This is a genomic window from Xiashengella succiniciproducens (assembly GCF_023674465.1).
Taxonomy (GTDB): domain Bacteria; phylum Bacteroidota; class Bacteroidia; order Bacteroidales; family Marinilabiliaceae; genus Geofilum; species Geofilum succiniciproducens.
In genome coordinates this window covers 1356006-1375709 of record NZ_CP098400.1, presented here as the reverse complement: position 1 = coordinate 1375709, position 19704 = coordinate 1356006, and the positions used below count along the sequence as shown (strand labels likewise).

Here is a 19704-nt window from a genome sequence, read left to right as displayed (position 1 = left end):
GCTTCAATAGCACCTAGAAGGAATATCCGAGCCCGACTATAGCATTGATACCGTGACTAGGGTAACCAAACCAGCGATTGTATCTGGAGGCAAGCATATTTCTCACTTCACCGAAGAAGTGCCACTTTTTGTTTAGGCTGTAGTTGGCTCCTAGATTAAAGTCATATACAGGATCAAGAGAGACTACAGCCTGCTCGGGAAGTAGTAGGTCCGGAATTGCAGCATTCCTTGAACCAATTACATTGAATGAACCATAGAGGGTTAGACTCTCGTCATAGCGATAGGTCAAACGAATTCCGGCTTCCATATCAGGTCTCTGCCATGCATGTGACAAGGAATCAAGTTTCCATCCATAATAACTTCCTTTCAAGGTCATTTCAAGGTCCGGAGTAAAGCGTGCATTGAAAACACCCGATACAGTCAACAGGTTACCGTCGTCATAATCAACATCAAACTGGTTGATAAAATCCTGCATTGTTCGTTCCGGTTCTCTGGTAAAGGTGCGGTTCACATAAAAGTGTTCATCACGAAATACGCTGTATTCAACCCTTGCAGCAAATGATGTTGCATTTGAGAAATTCCCCTTGGTTCCGAAGAAAAACTTAACCCCATGAAATGCGTTTTTCACATTCAGATCAGGTGATACATAGGGGTTTTCCTCCATTATTGAACGGTAGGTAGAAGGCTTTATCTCACCAGTAACACCTCCTTCTATAGCCACTATTCCCTCAGCAATTGTATAACTTGCCCACACGTCAGGTGACAGGTATAGTTCATCTTCAAGTTCGTCAAAACCTGCTCCAATACGGAGACCGAAGTTCAGCAGAAGTCCATCCTTACGTCGCACAAGAGCCGGATTTACTGTTACCAATGTCTGCTGTCTGCGTACAAAATTGTACAAAAACTCATTGTCGCTAACGGCATTATTGGTTCCTGCATGGAGTACTCCGGTCTCAAACTTTAGGCCCAGTTCATTGATAGGAAACTCAAAATCTCCACGATAGATAAACTGGTTCTCGCTCACCCCTGTATAGGTACCGAAAGTAGAGAATCCCATATTTAGGTCCCACTTATTAGTCTGACCATTGGTTGCATTGTTATTCAACCCCAGTACTATGTCAAATGCAGTCTGGCGCTGCTTTGCTTCCGGTAGGATATCTTTACCTGGTACCGACTCTGGTGAACCAACGTCAGCATAACGATTGACATAATCCTGTTCAGGCTCCAGGGAACCAAAGCCGTAGTAACGGTAGGCCAGATTACTGAAATCCATGTCAATACTGAAGGTATTACGCTTAAAGAAGCGATTGAAATACAGGCCACCCAGAGACTCATGAAACTGAGCATCCTCATCAATACCTGTAACTTCTACCTCTCCTAGTGAAGATTCGTGTACAGCTTTCAAAGCAAGGGAATATTTGTCGCTATGCAGGATGTTGTACATCAAGGCCCCACCAATGGTGTTGTAGTTTCCTACATAACCTCTGAAATACGTATTGCTGAGATCCTCACGTGGCTCCTTGCCCATACGTGCAGCGACCAAGGGCACAGTCTCGGGCTTGCCCACCATGGCCTTGGCACTTAAGCTGTAGTTGAACACCGGAGTTGCAAGTTCTTCCTCAGCGGTTTGAGGCATACGGTTTATCTTAAATGCATCAGATACAGTGGGGTTGTATTCCCTTACAACCCTTACCTCCTGATTAATGCTTTCTTCCTGTGCCCTTGTCGGAATAAGGACTATCAAACCGGCAATTATCATCAGAGCTTTAAATGTCTTCATATTATCGCTGTATTCCTGTTATTGTCTTTCCCTGTAACGTACAAGCCTTTCATTTGCAATCTGCCTGATATCATCATCCTCAGCCTTGTAGTTCTCAAGCAGACTCTCGAGATATTGAACTGCCTGGAAGTATTCCTGCCTGTCGGCATAAATATCCGACAGAAGGATGAAGCTCTTGGCCATCCAGTACTGATGAGGAGTACCCTTTCCAATAAAGTCAAAGATTTCCTTTTCAGCTTCAGGCTTACGTCCACCATCATAAAGCAGTTGGGCAAGCATATACTTGGACTCAGCACCTTCCTTACTGCTTGTATTGGCTGATACCTGACGGTACTCGTTAATAGCATTTGCCTTATCACCCAGTTTGAGATGAGAGGATGCTTTGAGATATCTTGCTTCCCTCACAATTTCGGGCTGCATACGTGGGTTAGATATTACCTTTTCTGTAGCAGCTAAAGCTGATACAGCATTGTCCATCTTGGCAAGGGCACGCATCTGACCGATAAGGGCCTCATGCCTGTTTTCTTCAAGGTCGGCCTCTTCTTCCAGACGACGGAAGTAATCAAGAGCCCTTGTATAATTACCTTTCACGTAATGGATTTGTCCGGCATACTTAACAGCATCTTCTGAGAACAGACTCTTTCCTCTTCCTGCAACAAACTCGAAATCCCTCAGTGCCTCATCCATCTTTCCACTTCTGTATTGACAGTCGGCCTTGTAGAAGTGGGCGTTAAGGGCAAAGCGACCATCCGGGAAGCTTTGCAGGTAACTGTCGAGTTGATCCATAGCCTGCTCACAATTGCCCGACATATATTGACGTTCTGCTGCAATATAGTTGAGACTGTCGCGCTGGCGGTCATCAACCCTGGCAAATCCGCCTATCTGGTTTGTATAGCTGATAAATCCATTTGGATCGTTTCTGTCGAGGTAGATAGCCCTCAGCCCAAGCAGTGCGTCTTCGGCCTCAGGTGTTCCGGGAAATTCGTTGATAACACGCTTGTAGTAAACCATGGATTGATCCAGGTCACCTGCATTGTAGAATACCAGACCTAACTGCAGCATTGCCTTACGTGCAAAGTTGCTTTTCGGGAAGCGGTCCCGTACAGTCTTGTAGCAACGAATAGCTTCATCGAGGTTGCCCAGGTGAACATAGGACCTGCCCATCTCATACCATGCATCATCCACGTACGATGACATCGGGTAGCTGTTAATCAGGTTATCAAGTCGCCTTATCTTACCCTGATGGTCGTTGGAAATACCCAGCGACAGGGCTGTCTGGAACATAGCATAGTCGGGTGAACCTCCCGATAATCCGGCAGCCTTATCATACCAGCTAATAGCATTTTTGAAGTCCCTTGCCAGGAAATAGGTATCGCCCAGTCGGTTGTATGCATCTCCCATAAAGGCAGGTTCTGCATCACTTCCGCGGTTAATAAACTGCTGGAACCAGGAGCGGGCTTCTGAATAGTTGCTTTGTTTGAAATAAGTATAACCAAGGTTATAATGAGCATAGGCATACTCGGAAGATTTCCTTGCAGAAGGTTCCTGCAAAAAGGCCCTGTAGCCTTTTTGCGCCTCAGAGTAGTTGTTTAACCTGTAATAAGCCTCAGCCCTCCAGTACAATGCATCGGACTTCAGTTCCCTGTCCTGATCTCCGTATTTCAGACTGTAGTCAAACATTTCGATGGCACTCTGAAACTGGAGGTTTGTAAACAATTCAAGTCCCCTGTAATAGGCAACTCTCTGCATGGCCTTGTACACTTCAGGACTCTTGGTTTTGATGCTTTCCATGGCTGCAAGTGCTTCCCTGTAGTTCTTTGTTGTCAGCAAAGCCTGTCCAAGGTAGCGGTAGGCCTCATCAATATGACGGCTGTTGGGAAACTCGTTGATAAACTGCATAAAGGAGTTGACAATCTCATTAAAGGGTGAGAAAGAAAGCTCATAGTTGAGTTTCAGGTAGTTGAACATCGCATCCTCCTTTATGGCCTTATCGAAGTCTGCACGAGAGGCAGCTTCAAAGGCAATACGGGCATTCTTCTTATCACCGGTATGCAGGTAGCAGTCAGCAAGGTGGTAATAGGCATTCTGAGTCATCTCGTCACTACCGGAGGTCACCTGTGCCAGGTTGCTTGCTGCCTGGGCGTAATCTTTCTCGAAGTAGAAGGACAGGCCAAGGTGATAATAGTCCTCACGACGTGGACTCTTACTATCCTTAACCACTATGCTGAGGTAGGGAATAGCCTGAGAATACTTGCCTGTAGTAAAATAGGAGTCGCCCAATACCCTTGCAAGGTCGGTTCTCATAAGGCCCTTGGCTTCCGCCATCAGCGGTGTGCCATACTCGATGGCCTTGTCATAGTTGCCCTGCATATAATAGATCTGGGCAATATAATATGGAATAATATCCCTGAAGCCTGGCTCATGACGAAGTTTCTCAAATGAGCGTAAAGCTGCTTCATGGTCTCCTTTTTCATAAAGTATGTGGGCATAGTAATAGGATGCCGGTGCACTGTATTTGGAGTCAGCATCCTTGACCATAGCAAGGTGTCTTGAGGCTTTATTATAGTCACCGTTGACAAAGTAGGCGTAGCCAGACTTATAATAAAACTCAAGGCGTACATCCTTGTCAAGGTCGTTGGGGTCAACCTTCTCAAAGCGACGAAGTGCCTGTGAATCCTTTTTGTCTTTTTGAGCCAGTTCCCCAAGCCTGAAATAAGCATGAGAGATATGCCTGCTTTGTGGGAAGTCCTCCAGATGCTTTTCAAACAGGTAGCCTGCGTCTCCGTGTTCAAGACGCAAAGCAGACAGGGCTTCAAAGAATGAAGCATCATCCTTTAGCGTGACGCTGGCATCCATGTCCCTGAGGCTGGCAAAAGTCTCCCTGGCCAGACCGTAATAACCCCGTTCGAACAATAGCTTTCCCTCTTCAAGGACTCGTTCGGGCTGAACTCTCTCGGGACTTTTCTGACCCGAAATGCTAAACTGACTAAGTACAGTTGCAGCAATTATTGTAAACAATACGCGGTTTATCATAGAATGAACGTAATTATCCGTTTCCGACTGATATCAAAAATAACGCCAATATATAGGTTTTGGTATGTTTTTCCTATACAATAACCCTTTCTTCCGGCAGCTTAACGACAAATACCTCGGCTGCAGCATAGCGGTTTGTCAGTTTGATGCTAAACCTGTCCGTCAGTCCGCTAAATGCTGCCATAGCCAGATCGGGTCTGTTGTTTTCCTCAGATAGGTGAGAAAGAAAGACTACCTGCAGATCCTTGTTGTGATGATTACTTAGCAGCTCAAATGCCTGTGCATTTGAGAGGTGACCTTTGTTGCCTGCCACGCGCACCTTCAATTGATAGGGATAAGGGCCCGACCATAACATATCGTTGTCATAGTTTGTTTCGAGAAACAAGGCATGGCATTGAGCCAGATGCTCAGTTACATTATCACATGGCTCACCAATATCTGTAAACACACCCACGTGGATGCCACGGTATTGTATCCGGAAACTGCATGGTTCTGCCGCATCATGCTCTTTCGAAAAGCTGTGCACCTCAAAGCCATTGATATTTATCACTTCTCCCGGAGTAAACACTTCGGCCTTTTCAGGCCTGTTAGGCCCCCACGAATTGTCAAAGGTCTTCTGGGTCATATAAACGGGAACAGCCAACTTCTTGGCCAGAACCCTTACCCCACGCATATGGTCGGCATGTTCATGGGAAATAAAAATGGCCCTTACCTTCGATGGCATCAGACCTCTTTGTGTCATGCGGTCAAGCACCTGACGCCGGCTGATACCGGCGTCAACTAATATTGCATCCTCCCCATTTCCTATATAGTAGCAGTTTCCGTTACTGCCTGAAGCAAGCGCACAAATCTCAATCATACTCTACTTTCCACTTTTTTAATACTACTACTTATCTGCACCTGCTTCATTAACTTTGCCTGAAGTAAAGATGCTGACTGACCTGACTCTGGCGAACTCAACCAGAAGCTCTTCACTCATCTCAATCGCTTTTTCAAGATGGTCGCCTATATTCTCAAAGGCAGGTATTACCATCAGGAAGTGACGGGTATTCTCGTCAACCATAGTGCGAACAGAATCACTTGTCGAGGTTCCGAATGCACCTATCTCGTCACGAAACACCGGCAGATGCTCAATATTAAGTGCACCCCTGCCAATACCTTCATAAGCTTCACCTGCACGACCAATACCAAAGCTTATCTCTCCCCTGATCTTATCCTTGTCAAATCCGCCTATAGAAAAGCCAGTACGGATTGAAACGATGTTCAGAATGTCAACTATATTATTGACATTGTACAGACCCTTGCCGCTTGCAATACGACGCAACAGGCTTTCTGCAGCAGGACGATAGCGATTGGGGTCTTGTCCCATCTTTCGGTAGGCTCTTTTTGTCATCTCCACCACCGGATGCTGTCTGATGCTTTCATTGGTGATACTGCCTTTAAGGCTTTCGCAAAGCTGTTCCATATATCCGGCAAGTTCACCGTCAGAGGGAACAACCGTCACCTCAGTTTCAATGCAGGCTATTGATAGCTGGGGGAAGAGCCCGCCAATTTCAGGAAGGATATTGATGGTCAAAGCACTTCGATTTTTGGTTATCATCGATATGAGTTGCTCAAAAATAACAAAAAATGGGAAAGTTTTTTTGCATATTTGCGCACATGACAGATTTAAGCATATTACCCGTAAAAATAGAGGCGGTTTTTTTTGACATGGATGGAGTCCTGTATGACTCCATGCCCAACCACGCCTATTCCTGGTCTGGTAGTTTTAAGTGCGAAGGAATTGACTTTCCGGAATATGAGGCCTACCTGAATGAAGGCGCAACTGGTCCCTGTACTATCAACAAGGTTTTCAATCAGCGCTTTGGAAGAAATGCCACCAAGGAGGAGATAAAACGGGTTTACAGCAAGAAGACCGAATTGATGAATGAGGCCCCTCAGGCTCCAATACTTCCGGGTATGAAGGAGGTGCTAAGAAGGACTATGGAAGCAGGACTCAAGGTAGTTGTAGTTACAGGTTCCAAACAACCCTCTCTGATAGAAAGGCTCAACAGTGATTTCGGAATTATACGCGAGAATGTTGTAAGCGGTTTCGATGTGGTAAATGGTAAGCCTGATCCGGAACCATATCTGAGAGCTCTTGAAAAAGCCGGTACTAGTGCGGCTAATTCAATAGTTGTCGAGAATGCCCCTCTTGGAGTCCGTGCAGCGCGGGCTGCCGGACTGATAACCGTGGCTGTTAACACAGGCATCCTCAAGCCTGAAGACCTTTCCAGTGTTGGTGCTTCATTAGTACTCGATGACACACAGCAACTTGCCTCAATATGGCCGGAGATTTTATTGAGAGGCAAGGTCTGACACCATTCACCACGTTACCGTAAGGATAAGCCTGCGCCGTCCCCCATGGTTGCGGAACTCACAGAGGAAGATACCCTGCCATGTTCCCAATGCCATTCTGCCACCCGAGAGAGGAATTGTAACCGATGAACCCATCATTGAGGCCTTCACATGTGCAGGCATATCATCAAGACCCTCCAAAGTGTGGGTGTAATCCCGCAGGTTCTCCGGTACCAGCCTGTTCATTATAGTCTCAAAGTCATCCCTCACCGACGGGTCGGCATTCTCATTGATAGTCAGTCCTGCAGAGGTATGCTGGATAAACACGTTGACTAATCCGCTTTGTGGCAAATCCGGTATTTTGCGCAACTCCGCCTCTATTATCCTGGTTATCAAATGAAAACCCCTCCTGTACTCAGGCAAGGTTATAAATGTCTGATATACCATTTCTACAAAGTTTTAATACTTCTCAAATATAAGGCAATTCATCTCTTTTTTGGTAAATTTGCATTACAACAACTTACTGAAAAAGCATGATACTGGACGAAGTAAAAGATATCCTTTCAGCAGAGGCTGAAGCAGTCAGAAACATACCCGTTGGTCCACAATTTGAAAAGGCACTTGAATTAATTTACGAACAGGTGCACGTCAAAAGAGGTAAACTTATCACGAGCGGAATGGGTAAGGCCGGCCAGATCGCCGTCAATATATCTACAACATTCAGCAGTACTGGCACCCCTGCAGTATTTCTTCACCCTGCTGAGGCCCAGCATGGTGACCTCGGAGTAATTCAGGAAAACGATGTGATGCTGCTGATATCCAACTCAGGTAAGACCCGTGAAATCGTCGAACTGGTAAGTCTGGCACGCCGTCTCAGACCTGAGATTCGCTTTATTGTTATTACCGGCAATCCGGATTCTGTCCTTGCCACAGAGGCAGATGTATTCATTCCTACTGGCTCTCCACGTGAAGTATGTGCCCTTGGTCTTACTCCTACCACTTCAACAACAATTATGACTGTATTGGGAGATGTGCTTGTAGTTCTGATGATGAAGAAGATAGGGTTTACCAACCATGATTATTCGCTGAGACATCACGGAGGATATTTGGGTGATAAATCACGTCAGGCTGCCACGCTTGACAAAAACAAACAGATATGAGCAAGATTGACTGGAAAGAACTGCAGAACGGTTCTGACATACGGGGCATCGCCCTCGAGGGCGTGCCCGGTGAAAAGGTAAACCTCACACCGGAAGCTGTCTCTCGTATTGGACAATCCTTTGTTGGATGGTTGCATAAGCGTTACCCAGGCACCAGACTGTCCATATCGGTAGGTATGGACTCCAGACTTTCGGGGCCCGTCCTCAAGGATGCCCTTATCAAAGCCCTCATTGATTGCGGTGTTGATGTATATGACCTCGGACTTGCATCGTCTCCGGCAATGTTCATGAGCACATTGAGTGAGGACCAACCAGTTACAGCAGCGATAATGCTTACTGCCAGTCACCTCCCCTTCAATCGCAACGGCATGAAATTTTATACCTGTGAAGGTGGCCTTGATAAAGCTGATATCACAGATATTCTGGAACTTGCTGCAAGCAATGCGTCTTTCAGAGGCAAAACTAAGGGGTCGATAGAGAAGCGCGACTTTATGGCTGAATATGCAGCCCGCTTTGTAAAGATTATCCGTGAACAGGTCAATCATCCCAAGCACTTTGATGAACCCCTTAGTGGGCTCAAGATAGTGGTTGACGCCGGCAACGGGGCCGGCGGCTTCTATGCCACTGAAGTACTCGCCAGGCTAGGTGCTGATATCTCTGCAAGCCAGTTTCTCGAACCCGATGGTAGATTTCCCAACCATGTCCCAAATCCGGAGGATGAAATAGCCATGCTATCTGTTACCCGTCAGGTAAAAGCTACAAATGCCGACCTAGGTATTATTTTTGATACAGACGTGGATCGCGCTGCACTTGTTGTGCGAAACGGACAAATGATAAACCGTAATAGTCTGATTGCTATGGTATCTGCGGTTATTCTCAGAGAACACCCGGGTACGACGATAGTAACCGACTCAATCACTTCAAACGGTTTGACCTGGTTTATCAATGAATACCTTGGTGGTCATCACCACCGCTTCCAACGGGGATACAAGAATGTGATTAACGAGGCAATCCGCCTTAATAAGGAAGGTAAGGAATGTCACCTTGCTATTGAAACATCAGGTCATGCGGCACTCAAGGAAAACCACTTCCTCGATGACGGGGCTTATCTGATTACCAAACTGATAATCACAATGGCCAGACTGCAACAGGAAGGTAAGAGTCTGATCAACCTTATTGAAAAGCTTCCGACACCGGCGAGTAGTATAGAGATAAGGATTGGTATCAACACCCCTGACTTCAAGGAATACGGGGAAAAGGTGATTACCGAACTGGGACTCTACGCAGCCAATCATGTGGGATGGGAACTGGCAACCGAAAATTATGAAGGTTTACGCGTGCAGTGCTCAAAGCCTCAAGGCTGGTTCTTGCTTCGCCTCTCTCTCCACGACCCGGTACTGCCCCTTAATATAGAAAGCGAAGAAACGGTTGGAATGAAGGAAATAATTTCCGAACTCAGTCGTTTCTTCGAAAACTATGACGACCTTGACCTGAGCGGACTCAAAAATATTGACTAACATATATTTAGCCACTTTAAAGATGAGAATACTCAAAGAAGAAACACTTGCTGTTATTGTTGACGTCCAGGAACGTTTGTTCCCTCACATTGCAGATAACGAGAATCTTGCAAAAAACCTTAAAACACTGATTCAAGGCCTCCAGGTCCTTGAAATTCCACTCAAAGTTACCGAGCAGTATCGCAAGGGTCTAGGTGAAACCATAGCCGATATCAGACCCCTGCTGGAAGGTGTATGGAATGGCGAGAAAACTCCGTTTAGCTGCTGTGACGACGAAGCTTTTATGAATGAAATCAAGAAGGAAGGTCGCAAGTTCATCGTACTGGCAGGCATAGAGTCTCATATCTGTGTTCTTCAGACTGCAATAGACCTCAAAGCCCTGGGCTATATTCCTGTGGTTATTGAAGACTGTGTGGGTTCAAGAAACCAGGAAAACAAGCGTATAGCGGTAAACAGAATGTTGCAGGAGGGCATAATTGTTACAAGTACCGAATCCATACTGTTTGAACTATGCCGCTATTCAGGAAATGACACATTTAAAGCAATTTCCAAATTGGTGAAATAAGGCAAACCATGAAAAGAAAACTGAATTTTTCATTCTGGCTCTTTGTAGTACTGGCCGTATTACTTGTAATTTTCTCGGTAGAGAATGCAGGAGCCATAGAAGTAAAGGTCATCTTCAAGAAGACGACCATCTCTCTTGCCATCCTTCTGATAGGAACCTTTGTCACAGGGCTTGTATGCGGTGCGCTTTATGCCTGGTGGAGGCTTATTCCATCTAAGGAAGAGGAAGAAGCAGAAGTGATTGAGAAAACCGACAACAACAAAAGTATTCAGGTGTGAAGGTTATCCTTGGTTGCGCTCTCTTTGCTCCTGTTCAGTACTTTGTTCACCTCACAAGGGCTAACGATGCCCTTATAGAAGTATGCGATAGCTATCAACGACGTAGCTATCGAAATCGCTATGTTATATATGCAGCCAACGGTCCTATGGCATTGTCAGTACCTGTGGCAAATGAGTCGGGCAAAAAGCCTATGACCCGAGACGTGCGGGTTGCTTACCACCTCCCATGGCCTGATAATCATATCCGTTCGATCGAATCGGCTTATAACTCTTCCCCATACTACCTGTACTACAGGGATGAAATTGATGCAATTCTTCAGAAGAAATGGACCTTTCTCAAGGACCTCAACGAAGCTGCCCTGGCCTTTGCTTTGGATTGTGCTGACATAGATCCATCGGTAGTCAGTTATACTGAGGATTTCTTTGGCACTTATGATGACAGGAGGGATTTTAGGGAATTGATACACCCCAGGATGGATATTGCCAGGGATGAGGAATTCAAGCCACAGCCTTACAGGCAGGTTCTGGGACTTGGAAAGGAGTTTGCACCAAATCTGTCTATACTCGATCTGATTTTCAACAAGGGACCAGAGACTCCCCTAGTTCTTCGTGACAGTTACAGGAATACCCAGCTTTAACATCCTTGCTGCATCAGTAATAATCTCCTCATGGTCAAAAGCAAGACCGGGGAGTTCATCAATAGTAAACCACCCAGCTTCTGCTGCATCATCGCCTGCCTGATATTCTGGTTCGGAATCGAGTATTGCAGTGTAAACCACAGACACTGTATGCCCACGTGGATCACGACCTGGTTTGCCATATGCACCAACCTGAATAAGGTCTAAACCAACAATACCGGTCTCTTCCTTCAATTCCCTTAACGCAGCATCCTTAATATCTTCATTCTCATCTACAAAACCACCGGGCAAGGCCCAACTGCCCATAAAGGGCTCCTTGCCTCTCCTGATCAGTAGCACTCTGGTCTCCTTATCATTTTTTACAAACAAAACCACATCTGCTGTAAGTGCCGGACGAGGGTAGTTATATTGATACATAGCATTTCGATTTTAGTCTGACCATACAGCAAGACTATTGATGATTATAGATTTGAATGCTGAGATGGAATGACACGACAATGTAATTAATATCTAGTCGATAATCCTCTTGATTACTCTCAGATGGTGCGTGTATTTACGAGCCTCCTGTGAGAAAATACCCTGATGATCAAGGTGGTCAAGTCTGACTTCTCCGCTTGCATGAAGTATACGTCCGTTACCCAGACAGATTCCCACATGCACAATATTACCATCCTCGTTATCAAAGAATGCAAGGTCACCTGCACGAGCTTCCTCAACAAAGGAAACCATCTTCCCTAGTTCGATCTGCTGCGATGCGTTACGTGGGAGCGGATAACCCATAAGCTTGAAAACAAGTTGGGACAGTCCCGAACAGTCAATACCCATAAAAGTTCGGCCACCCCACAGGTAAGGTGCGTTCAGAAAACCACGGGCCACCTCTTCAAGTTCGGGCTTTCTTTCAGGAGTAGTATTCTGATAATAATACTCCCTGTTGCCTATGCTGAAAGAATTCCGTATCTCTCCGTTGAAGGCTATCCGACTTCCCGCAGGAACGTACTGAACACTCTTTTCAGGCTCTCTGATAAGCTTGATAACCGGCTGAGTCACCAGTATTCCCGGAGAGCTGTTCCATAGCTCTATCTCCCTATCAGGAGTTGCGACCATGTATTTCTCGTCTATCCAGCCCTCATAAGCATCAAAGGCAAGACGTACGCGCCTCCAGCCCTGCACAGCTTCAAGCTCATAAAACACCTCACCAAAAAGGATCTGGGTCTCCATCTCACTTTGCTCGGCCGGTTCCTTGCGAACAGGAATCACGCTAAAAGAACTAATTGATCCACTCATAGTTGAACTATTAAATATCCCGGGAAATCTAAATGCCAAAGATAGCTAAAAAGGGGATGTTAACCACACAACAGCTCTGCCCCAAATTTTCACAAGATTGTTGATCTCACGATATCAATATATTGAGTAACTTTGTAGTTTGAATTTACATATTCACTCTATGCTCGATACCATTAGAAAATATTCGATAGCTATCAATCGCATAGTGCTATTCCTGGCTGCAGTAACCATCGTAACTTATTTCTTCCCCAGACAGGGCAAATTTGGTTACGAATATACCAAGGGCAAACCCTGGCCTCACAGCACACTTATCGCGCCATTCGATTTTCCTATCTACAAAACTCAGGCCGAATTAAAGGCTGAAAGGGAAAAGACTCTAAGTGACTTCTATCCGTATTTCCGCTATAATGAGGAAGTAGAACATACACAACTGAGCCTTTTTGAAAGCGATTTCAACTCTGCCAGACTGCGTCTGATAGCCAAGTACCCCTTTCTGACCCTACCATTACAGGGACGACCCGAATATGACATCTTTTCAGGTGTAAGGTCACAAATCAAAAGACTGCTGACAGAAACATACAATAAAGGTATTATCACCCTTCCTGAAGAGTATCAGGACAGGCCCTCAACAATGATAATATCTGTTGTCAGGGATAATTTTGCTGAGCGTAACGAACTTGGGGAGTTTTACAACTATCCTTCAGCATACCAGCATCTTACAAAAGGTCTTACTTCATACATTAACCAAAGGGCTACGGTGAATCACAGAACTCTGGAACAGTTTATCGATGATCTCCAGCTCAACAAATATCTGCAATCTAATATTGTGTATGACGAAGGACGTACCGAGCAGGAAAAGGAACGTATTCTGGCCGATATAAGCCTTTCAAGCGGGGTAGTATTGTCCGGACAGCGTATTATTGATACCGGGGAACTAATAACAGAGGAAAGTGGAAAGATATTGGATTCACTGAAATCAGAATATGAGAGCAGACTTGGTAAGGGAACCAGCCACTACATAGTGCTGCTTGGTCAGGCGCTGCTTATAGCGATGCTCTTTACTATTGTTTACTACTTCCTGTTTTACTTCAGACGTGACGAATTCAAGAATCTTAAGTCGATAAGCTTCCTACTTATCCTGGTTGTTGTAATGGTCATATTTGCACAGCTTGCAAGGAATTCTACAGAACAGGGGCTAATCTATATAATTCCTTTTGCTATCCTTCCAATAATAGTCAGAATATTCTTCGACAGCAGGCTTGCATTCTTCCTGCACGTAACAACAATATTGCTGTCAGCTTCGTTTGCACCAAACAGCTTCGAGTTTGCTATTATCCAGATACCTATCGGGCTTGTTGCAATGTACAGCTTGTATCGTATGACAAGGAGGTCTCAGCTTGTCAGGGCCGCTATCCTTATAGTACTGAGTTACTCTGTTCTGTATACCGGACTCAAGTTATGGCAGGAAGGGGACTTCACAAGGATTGACTACATCATGTATCGTAACCTGGCTATTAACGGAGGTCTGTTGCTCCTGGTCTATCCGCTTATCTATATATTCGAGAAATTATTCGGATTCCTTTCGGATGTGACCCTTGTAGAACTGTCCGATACCAACCACCCAATACTTAGACGACTTGCTGAAAAGGCACCAGGCACCTTCCAACACTCAATACAGGTAGGGAATCTGGCACAGGAGGCCATTTATGTAATTGGTGGTAATCCGATGCTTGTACGAACTGGAGCTATGTATCACGATATCGGTAAGCTAATGGCACCGTTGTACTTCACGGAAAACCAGACAAGTGGTATCAATCCGCATGAGCACCTTTCATATGAAGAAAGTGCCCAGATTATAATAAGTCATGTTGAAAACGGGGTCAAAATGGCGCACAAGGAAAAGCTGCCACGGCAGATAATTGACTTTATCGAGACCCACCACGGTACGATGAAAGCCAAGTACTTCTACAATATGTATGTGAATGAAAGGCCTGACGATGAAGTAGATGTAAGCCTCTTCTGCTACCCCGGCCCCACTCCTTTCACCAAGGAAACTGCCGTGCTTATGATGGCTGACTCGGTTGAGGCTGCATCACGCAGTCTCAAAAGCTACTCGGATGATGAGATAGACCGACTGGTTGAAAACATTATCAATAGTCAGATAGCCGAGAATCAGTTTATCGACGCCCCTATTACGTTCAAGGAAATCAATACTGTAAAGGACTTATTCAAGCAAAAGCTTAAGAATATCTACCATGCCAGGATTGAGTACCCCGAATTGAAGAAAAAGAAGCAACGTCTATAGGGAAGAATAATGACCAAGACACGATATCAAATACAGGCCCGCACGTCATTGACGTAGAATAATCAATTTATCTGGAGATTGATTTTTGTACTCCTACAGAGGTAATCTGAGAATATTTGCAAAAATATGGCGTCCTTTTGACATGAGAGTAAGGCACCACCCAGAAGCAAAAAAGGCAGAGGTTTAAGCCTCTGCCTTTTTTGCTTCTGGAAAGAATTTCTTCTGAAACAGTAGTATCGCTATAATACCTAATGATATAGATGCGTCAGCAATATTAAACACAGGCCTGAAAAAGATAAACCTGTTTCCTCCAACAAAGGGGAACCAGTCCGGATAATATCCGTCAATCACAGGGAAATACAGCATATCGACTACCCTGCCGTGCAGGAAGCTGGCATAGCCTCCCTCCGGCCCCATAAATGTGGAAACAACACCATGAGCACTTTCGCTAAACAACAGGCCATAAAATGCGCTGTCAATAATGTTGCCTATTGCACCGGCCATTACCATGCTTACACAAACTACAAAGCCTGTATGAACTACCTCTTTTTGGCATATCTTATAAAGATACCATCCGATACCTATAACTGCCAGTATCCTAAACAGGCTAAGGAATAGTTTACCATATTCTCCGGTAAACTCCATCCCGAAAGCCATGCCGTTGTTTTCAATAAAATAAATCCTGAACCAGTCAAACACCCTGTACTCCTGATAAAGTGACATATGTGTCTTAATCCAGATTTTTACTGCCTGGTCGACCAAGAGAATCAGGAATACTAAGAGCAGTGATTTTTGAAATTTAGTCATTTTAAGTTTCTAAAAAAGTTGACAACTCCACACGTAAATGATGAGTTCATCATTTACTCCACCACAACTGACGGATGGGTTCAGGTTTACCTCTGGTTCTTCTTTGCGTCAATGCTCAACGTGGCGTGGGGCACTGCACGTAGACGTTCTTTAGGTATCAGCTTACCTGTTTCCCGGCAGATACCATAGGTCTTGTTCTCGATGCGAACTAAGGCAGCCTGCAGGTGCTGAATAAACTTCTGCTGTCTTTGAGCCAGTTTTCCGGCTTCCTCTTTAGACAGAACGGCTGCACCTTCTTCAAGAACCTTGAATGTAGGTGAAGTGTCCTGAGTGTCATTACCATCCTCGAGAGTTATGGTGTTTTTCAGCAGTTCATAATCGCTCCTGGCTTTTGTAAGCTTCGCAATAATAATCTCCTTGAACTCCTGAAGTTCGGCGTCAGAATACCTGGTTTTTTCGCTCATATCTATTAGTATTTAGGGTCAGTTACTTATCTTCTTCACCAATATCGCTGTCTCTATATCTGAGTCCAGTTCTACGACAATAGCTGCAGAATCGTTACATTCATCCACCAGACTGATTTTTGGTGCTAGAGTCTGGGTTCCGATATAACCGGTAAAGTTCATTACTGCATTGTTGATTGCCTCATGTTTCCTGATGTAGAGTTCAATCTTATCAGTAATTTCAAAACCGCTATCCTTACGGATATTCTGAATTCGATTTACCAATTCCCGTGCCAGACCTTCCTGACGTAATTCCTCAGTAATGGTGATATCCAAAGCAACTGTTAGTTTTCCTTCATTTGCTACAAGCCAGCCGGGTATATCCTCACTGATTATTTCGACATCCTCGGCCAGCAGTTCGATCTTTGATCCTTCTACCTCTACCTCAAAACGCCCCTCTCGCTCAAAATGGGTGATCTCTGCCGGTGTCAGGGTATTTACAACAGCGGCTATACCTTTCATCAGCTTTCCATGTTTCGGTCCCAGCGTCTTGAAGTTGGGTTTTATCTTCTTGACAAGGACTCCGCTGTCATCTGCCAGATATTCAAGCTCCTTGACATTTACTTCTGACAGAACCAGATCCTTGATCTTGTCAATTTGCTCCCTGAATGACACTCCCATATCGGGAATCATAATCTTCTGCAGGGGCTGGCGAACCTTGATACTTACCTTTCTGCGCAGTGCCAGAACCATTGATGATATCTGCTGGGCATAGCTCATACGTTCTTCTAGGCCAAGGTCTATCAGCGCCTCATTACACTCGGGCATCATGGCGAGGTGAACTGACTTGTTTTCTCCTGTAAGGTCCAGATACAACTTCTCCATAAAGAAAGGAGCAATCGGTGCAGACAAAACGGCAACAGTCTTCAGACAGGTGTATAGGGTCTGATAGGCAGCAATCTTGTCCTTGTTGTACTCACCTGCCCAGAACCTCTTCCTGTTAAGCCTTACATACCAGTTGCTCAGGTTTTCGATTACGAAATCCTGTAATGCACGTCCGGCACGTGTTGGTTCATAACTGCTATAAGCATTCTCTACTTCCTTGACCAGACTGTTGAGAACTGAAATAATCCAGCGGTCTATCTCTGGGCGTTCGGCAACGGGAACTTCCTCTGCACCCGGAACGAAACCGTCAACATTGGCATAGAGCGAGAAGAATGAATAGGTGTTGTATAATGTGCCAAAGAACTTGCGCTTGACCTCATCAACACCTGAAATATCAAATTTCAGGTTATCCCATGGCTGTGAGTTGGTCATCATATACCAACGCAGCGGATCTGATCCGTACTGCTCAATCACTGCAAAAGGATCTACAGCATTGCCAAGACGCTTAGACATCTTATTGCCGTTCTTGTCAAGTACAAGACCGTTTGATATAATATTTTTGAATGCTACTGAGTCAAAAAGCAGGGTAGCCAGTGCATGCAGGGTAAAGAACCAGCCACGGGTCTGGTCCACACCTTCGGCTATGAAATCTGCCGGGAAGGGCAGATTATCCTTAGACTCGAAGGGATAATGCATTTGTGCATAAGGCATGGCACCTGAGTCAAACCAAACGTCGATAAGGTCCGGCTCCCTGTACATTGCTTTTCCTTCATCGCTTACAAGAATGATCTCATCCACATAAGGTCTGTGAAGGTCTATCTTCTCATAGTTTTCCTTGCTGTAGTCACCCGGTACGAAGCCTTCGAATGGGTTCTTTTTCATCAGACCGGCCTTTACAGACTTTTCTATCTCACTGAAAAGCTGTTCTACCGAACCGATACACAGTTCCTGACTTCCATCCTCGGTACGCCAGATAGGCAGCGGAGTACCCCAGTAACGAGACCTGCTAAGATTCCAGTCCACCAGGTTTTCAAGCCACTTACCAAAACGACCGCTACCGGTGCTTGCAGGCTTCCAGTTGATAGTATTGTTCAGCTCTATCATCCTTTCGCGCAAGGCTGTAGTTCGGATAAACCAGCTGTCAAGTGGGTAGTACAATACCGGCTTGTCAGTTCGCCAGCAATGCGGATAACTGTGAATATGCTTTCCTACTTTAAAGGCTCTGTCTTCTTTCTTGAGCATAACAGACAGATCCACATCCAGGGTGGCATCTTCATCTGTCAGCCTCTCATCATAGGCATTCTTGACATAGCGGCCGGCAAACTCGGAGTACTTCTCTACATTTACACTCTTAGCCACAAAGTCGGGATGCAGGTCCTCAATCCTGAAGAAACGACCGTTACGGTCAACCATGGGCTGACGCTTGCCATCCTTGTCGATCATCAGTAGCGGACTAACCCCTGCCTGACGGGCAGCCCTGTCGTCATCCGCACCAAAGGTCGGTGCTATATGCACGATACCTGTACCGTCGCTGGTGGTAACAAAGTCACCTACAATTACCCTGAAAGCATCACCTTCCGGCTTTACCCATGGCATCAGTTGCTCGTAACGCACACCCTCCAGTTGGGCTCCTGTATATTTCCCATCAAGAATCCTGAACGGGATATGCTTGTCACCCGGTTTGTAATCCTCCATGCTGAGTTCGGCATCCTTCATATTGAAATATGCACCTACAAGGTCTTCAGCAAGGATTACACGTATCGGTGAACCAGTATAGGGATTAAAGGTCTTAACCTTAACATAGCTAATGTCAGCACCTACTGCCAATGCTGTATTGGATGGCAGTGTCCATGGAGTAGTGGTCCAGGCCAGGATAAACAGGTCTGTATCAACACCGGCAAACAAAAACTCGGACTTCTCATTCCTGATCACCTTAAACTGAGCAGTACAGGTTGTATCCTTTACATCACGGTAGCATCCCGGCTGGTTAAGCTCGTGGGTGCTAAGTCCGGTACCTGCTGCTGGTGAATATGGTTGTATAGTATATCCTTTGTATAGATATCCCTTCTTGTGAAGCTCGCTGAGCATCCACCAGAGGGTTTCAATATAACGGTTGTCATAAGTGATATAGGGATCATCCATGTCAACCCAGTAGCCCATCCTGCTGGTCAGATCCTCCCACATATCGGTATATTTCATCACATCACTGCGGCATGCCTTGTTGTATTCAGCCACAGAGATTTTCTTGCCTATATCGTCTTTCCTAATACCAAGCCTTTGTTCAACTCCAAGTTCAACAGGCAATCCGTGGGTATCCCATCCCGCCTTGCGATGTACCAGAAAACCCTTCTGGGTCTTGTAGCGGCAAATCACATCCTTTACGGTACGAGCCATCACGTGGTGAATACCGGGCATACCGTTGGCTGATGGCGGTCCTTCATAAAAAACAAAGGATGGACATCCCTCACGTTCCTTTAAACTCTGTTTAAAAGTATCGTTCTTATCCCATAGCTCCAGCACCTCTTTATTTATGCCGGAAAGATCAAGCTCCTTGTATTCAGGAAATTTTCTGCTCATCTTAATTTGAAGCTAATTTGAGTGCTTGTTAAAAAATCGTACAAATATAGATTATGAGGACTGGAAAAACAAGGACAACAGTTCTTTTATAGGTA

17 protein-coding genes are annotated in these 19704 nt (G+C 45.3%); 7 read left to right on the top strand and 10 right to left on the bottom strand.

Translation table 11 applies throughout. The features are described 5' to 3' along the window. Nucleotides 1–13 precede the first annotated feature (13 nt). The 4 genes from M9189_RS05740 to M9189_RS05725 all read right to left on the bottom strand — a co-directional run bounded on the left by M9189_RS05740 (nt 14) and on the right by M9189_RS05725 (nt 6389). A complete protein-coding gene (locus tag M9189_RS05740; protein WP_250725319.1) occupies nt 14–1780 on the bottom strand; it encodes a TonB-dependent receptor in 1767 nt (588 codons plus the stop codon). Between the two features lie 18 nt (nt 1781–1798). Further along, nucleotides 1799–4813, bottom strand: a complete 3015-nt coding sequence (locus tag M9189_RS05735; protein WP_250725317.1) for a tetratricopeptide repeat protein — start codon at nt 4811–4813, stop codon at nt 1799–1801. 73 nt (nt 4814–4886) lie between these two features. Continuing rightward, nucleotides 4887–5672, bottom strand: coding sequence for an MBL fold metallo-hydrolase (locus tag M9189_RS05730; RefSeq protein ID WP_250725315.1), 786 nt, complete (start codon nt 5670–5672; stop codon nt 4887–4889). A gap of 27 nt (nt 5673–5699) precedes the next feature. Then, nucleotides 5700–6389: a B3/B4 domain-containing protein gene (locus M9189_RS05725; protein ID WP_250725313.1), complete on the bottom strand. Its 690-nt coding sequence runs from the start codon at nt 6387–6389 to the stop codon at nt 5700–5702. A gap of 53 nt (nt 6390–6442) precedes the next feature. Here M9189_RS05725 and M9189_RS05720 point away from each other — a divergent pair, with 53 nt between their 5' ends. Further along, a complete protein-coding gene (locus tag M9189_RS05720; protein WP_250725311.1) occupies nt 6443–7171 on the top strand; it encodes an inorganic diphosphatase in 729 nt (242 codons plus the stop codon). A gap of 6 nt (nt 7172–7177) precedes the next feature. Here the strand turns inward: M9189_RS05720 and M9189_RS05715 are convergent, their stop codons facing one another. Next, a complete protein-coding gene (locus M9189_RS05715; RefSeq protein ID WP_250725309.1) occupies nt 7178–7597 on the bottom strand; it encodes a secondary thiamine-phosphate synthase enzyme YjbQ in 420 nt (139 codons plus the stop codon). Between the two features lie 86 nt (nt 7598–7683). Here M9189_RS05715 and M9189_RS05710 point away from each other — a divergent pair, with 86 nt between their 5' ends. The 5 genes from M9189_RS05710 to M9189_RS05690 are packed head-to-tail and all read left to right on the top strand — an operon-like array spanning nt 7684 to nt 11308. After that, on the top strand, nt 7684–8310 hold the full coding sequence (locus tag M9189_RS05710; protein ID WP_250725308.1) for an SIS domain-containing protein: 627 nt from the start codon (nt 7684–7686) through the stop codon (nt 8308–8310). Further along, nucleotides 8307–9827 (top strand): phosphohexomutase domain-containing protein, encoded by a 1521-nt coding sequence (locus tag M9189_RS05705; protein ID WP_250725306.1) that lies wholly within the window; start codon nt 8307–8309, stop codon nt 9825–9827. Before M9189_RS05710 ends, M9189_RS05705 begins: the two co-directional genes overlap by 4 nt. Nucleotides 9828–9849: 22 nt before the next feature. Then, nucleotides 9850–10392, top strand: a complete 543-nt coding sequence (locus M9189_RS05700; RefSeq protein ID WP_250725305.1) for a hydrolase — start codon at nt 9850–9852, stop codon at nt 10390–10392. 8 nt (nt 10393–10400) lie between these two features. Further along, a complete protein-coding gene (locus tag M9189_RS05695; RefSeq protein WP_250725303.1) occupies nt 10401–10670 on the top strand; it encodes a lipopolysaccharide assembly protein LapA domain-containing protein in 270 nt (89 codons plus the stop codon). Beyond that, nucleotides 10667–11308 carry a WbqC family protein gene (locus M9189_RS05690; RefSeq protein WP_250725301.1) on the top strand — a complete coding sequence of 214 codons (642 nt, stop codon included), beginning with the start codon at nt 10667–10669 and terminating at the stop codon, nt 11306–11308. Before M9189_RS05695 ends, M9189_RS05690 begins: the two co-directional genes overlap by 4 nt. Here the strand turns inward: M9189_RS05690 and M9189_RS05685 are convergent. Both M9189_RS05685 and M9189_RS05680 read right to left on the bottom strand, forming a co-directional pair. Continuing rightward, nucleotides 11270–11725: an NUDIX domain-containing protein gene (locus M9189_RS05685; RefSeq protein ID WP_250725299.1), complete on the bottom strand. Its 456-nt coding sequence runs from the start codon at nt 11723–11725 to the stop codon at nt 11270–11272. The two genes, M9189_RS05690 and M9189_RS05685, sit on opposite strands and share 39 nt — an antisense overlap. Nucleotides 11726–11818: 93 nt before the next feature. Beyond that, a complete protein-coding gene (locus M9189_RS05680) occupies nt 11819–12592 on the bottom strand; it encodes a C40 family peptidase (RefSeq protein ID WP_250725297.1) in 774 nt (257 codons plus the stop codon). 160 nt (nt 12593–12752) lie between these two features. Here M9189_RS05680 and M9189_RS05675 point away from each other — a divergent pair, with 160 nt between their 5' ends. Further along, nucleotides 12753–14897: an HD family phosphohydrolase gene (locus M9189_RS05675; RefSeq protein ID WP_250725295.1), complete on the top strand. Its 2145-nt coding sequence runs from the start codon at nt 12753–12755 to the stop codon at nt 14895–14897. A gap of 183 nt (nt 14898–15080) precedes the next feature. Here M9189_RS05675 and M9189_RS05670 read toward each other — a convergent pair whose 3' ends face one another. The 3 genes from M9189_RS05670 to ileS all read right to left on the bottom strand — a co-directional run bounded on the left by M9189_RS05670 (nt 15081) and on the right by ileS (nt 19609). Next, nucleotides 15081–15704 carry a lipoprotein signal peptidase gene (locus M9189_RS05670; protein WP_250725293.1) on the bottom strand — a complete coding sequence of 208 codons (624 nt, stop codon included), beginning with the start codon at nt 15702–15704 and terminating at the stop codon, nt 15081–15083. A gap of 86 nt (nt 15705–15790) precedes the next feature. Beyond that, nucleotides 15791–16168, bottom strand: a complete 378-nt coding sequence (locus M9189_RS05665; RefSeq protein WP_250725291.1) for a TraR/DksA family transcriptional regulator — start codon at nt 16166–16168, stop codon at nt 15791–15793. A gap of 18 nt (nt 16169–16186) precedes the next feature. Next, on the bottom strand, nt 16187–19609 hold the full coding sequence (gene ileS, locus M9189_RS05660) for an isoleucine--tRNA ligase (protein WP_250725289.1): 3423 nt from the start codon (nt 19607–19609) through the stop codon (nt 16187–16189). Between the last annotated feature and the right edge of the window lie 95 nt (nt 19610–19704).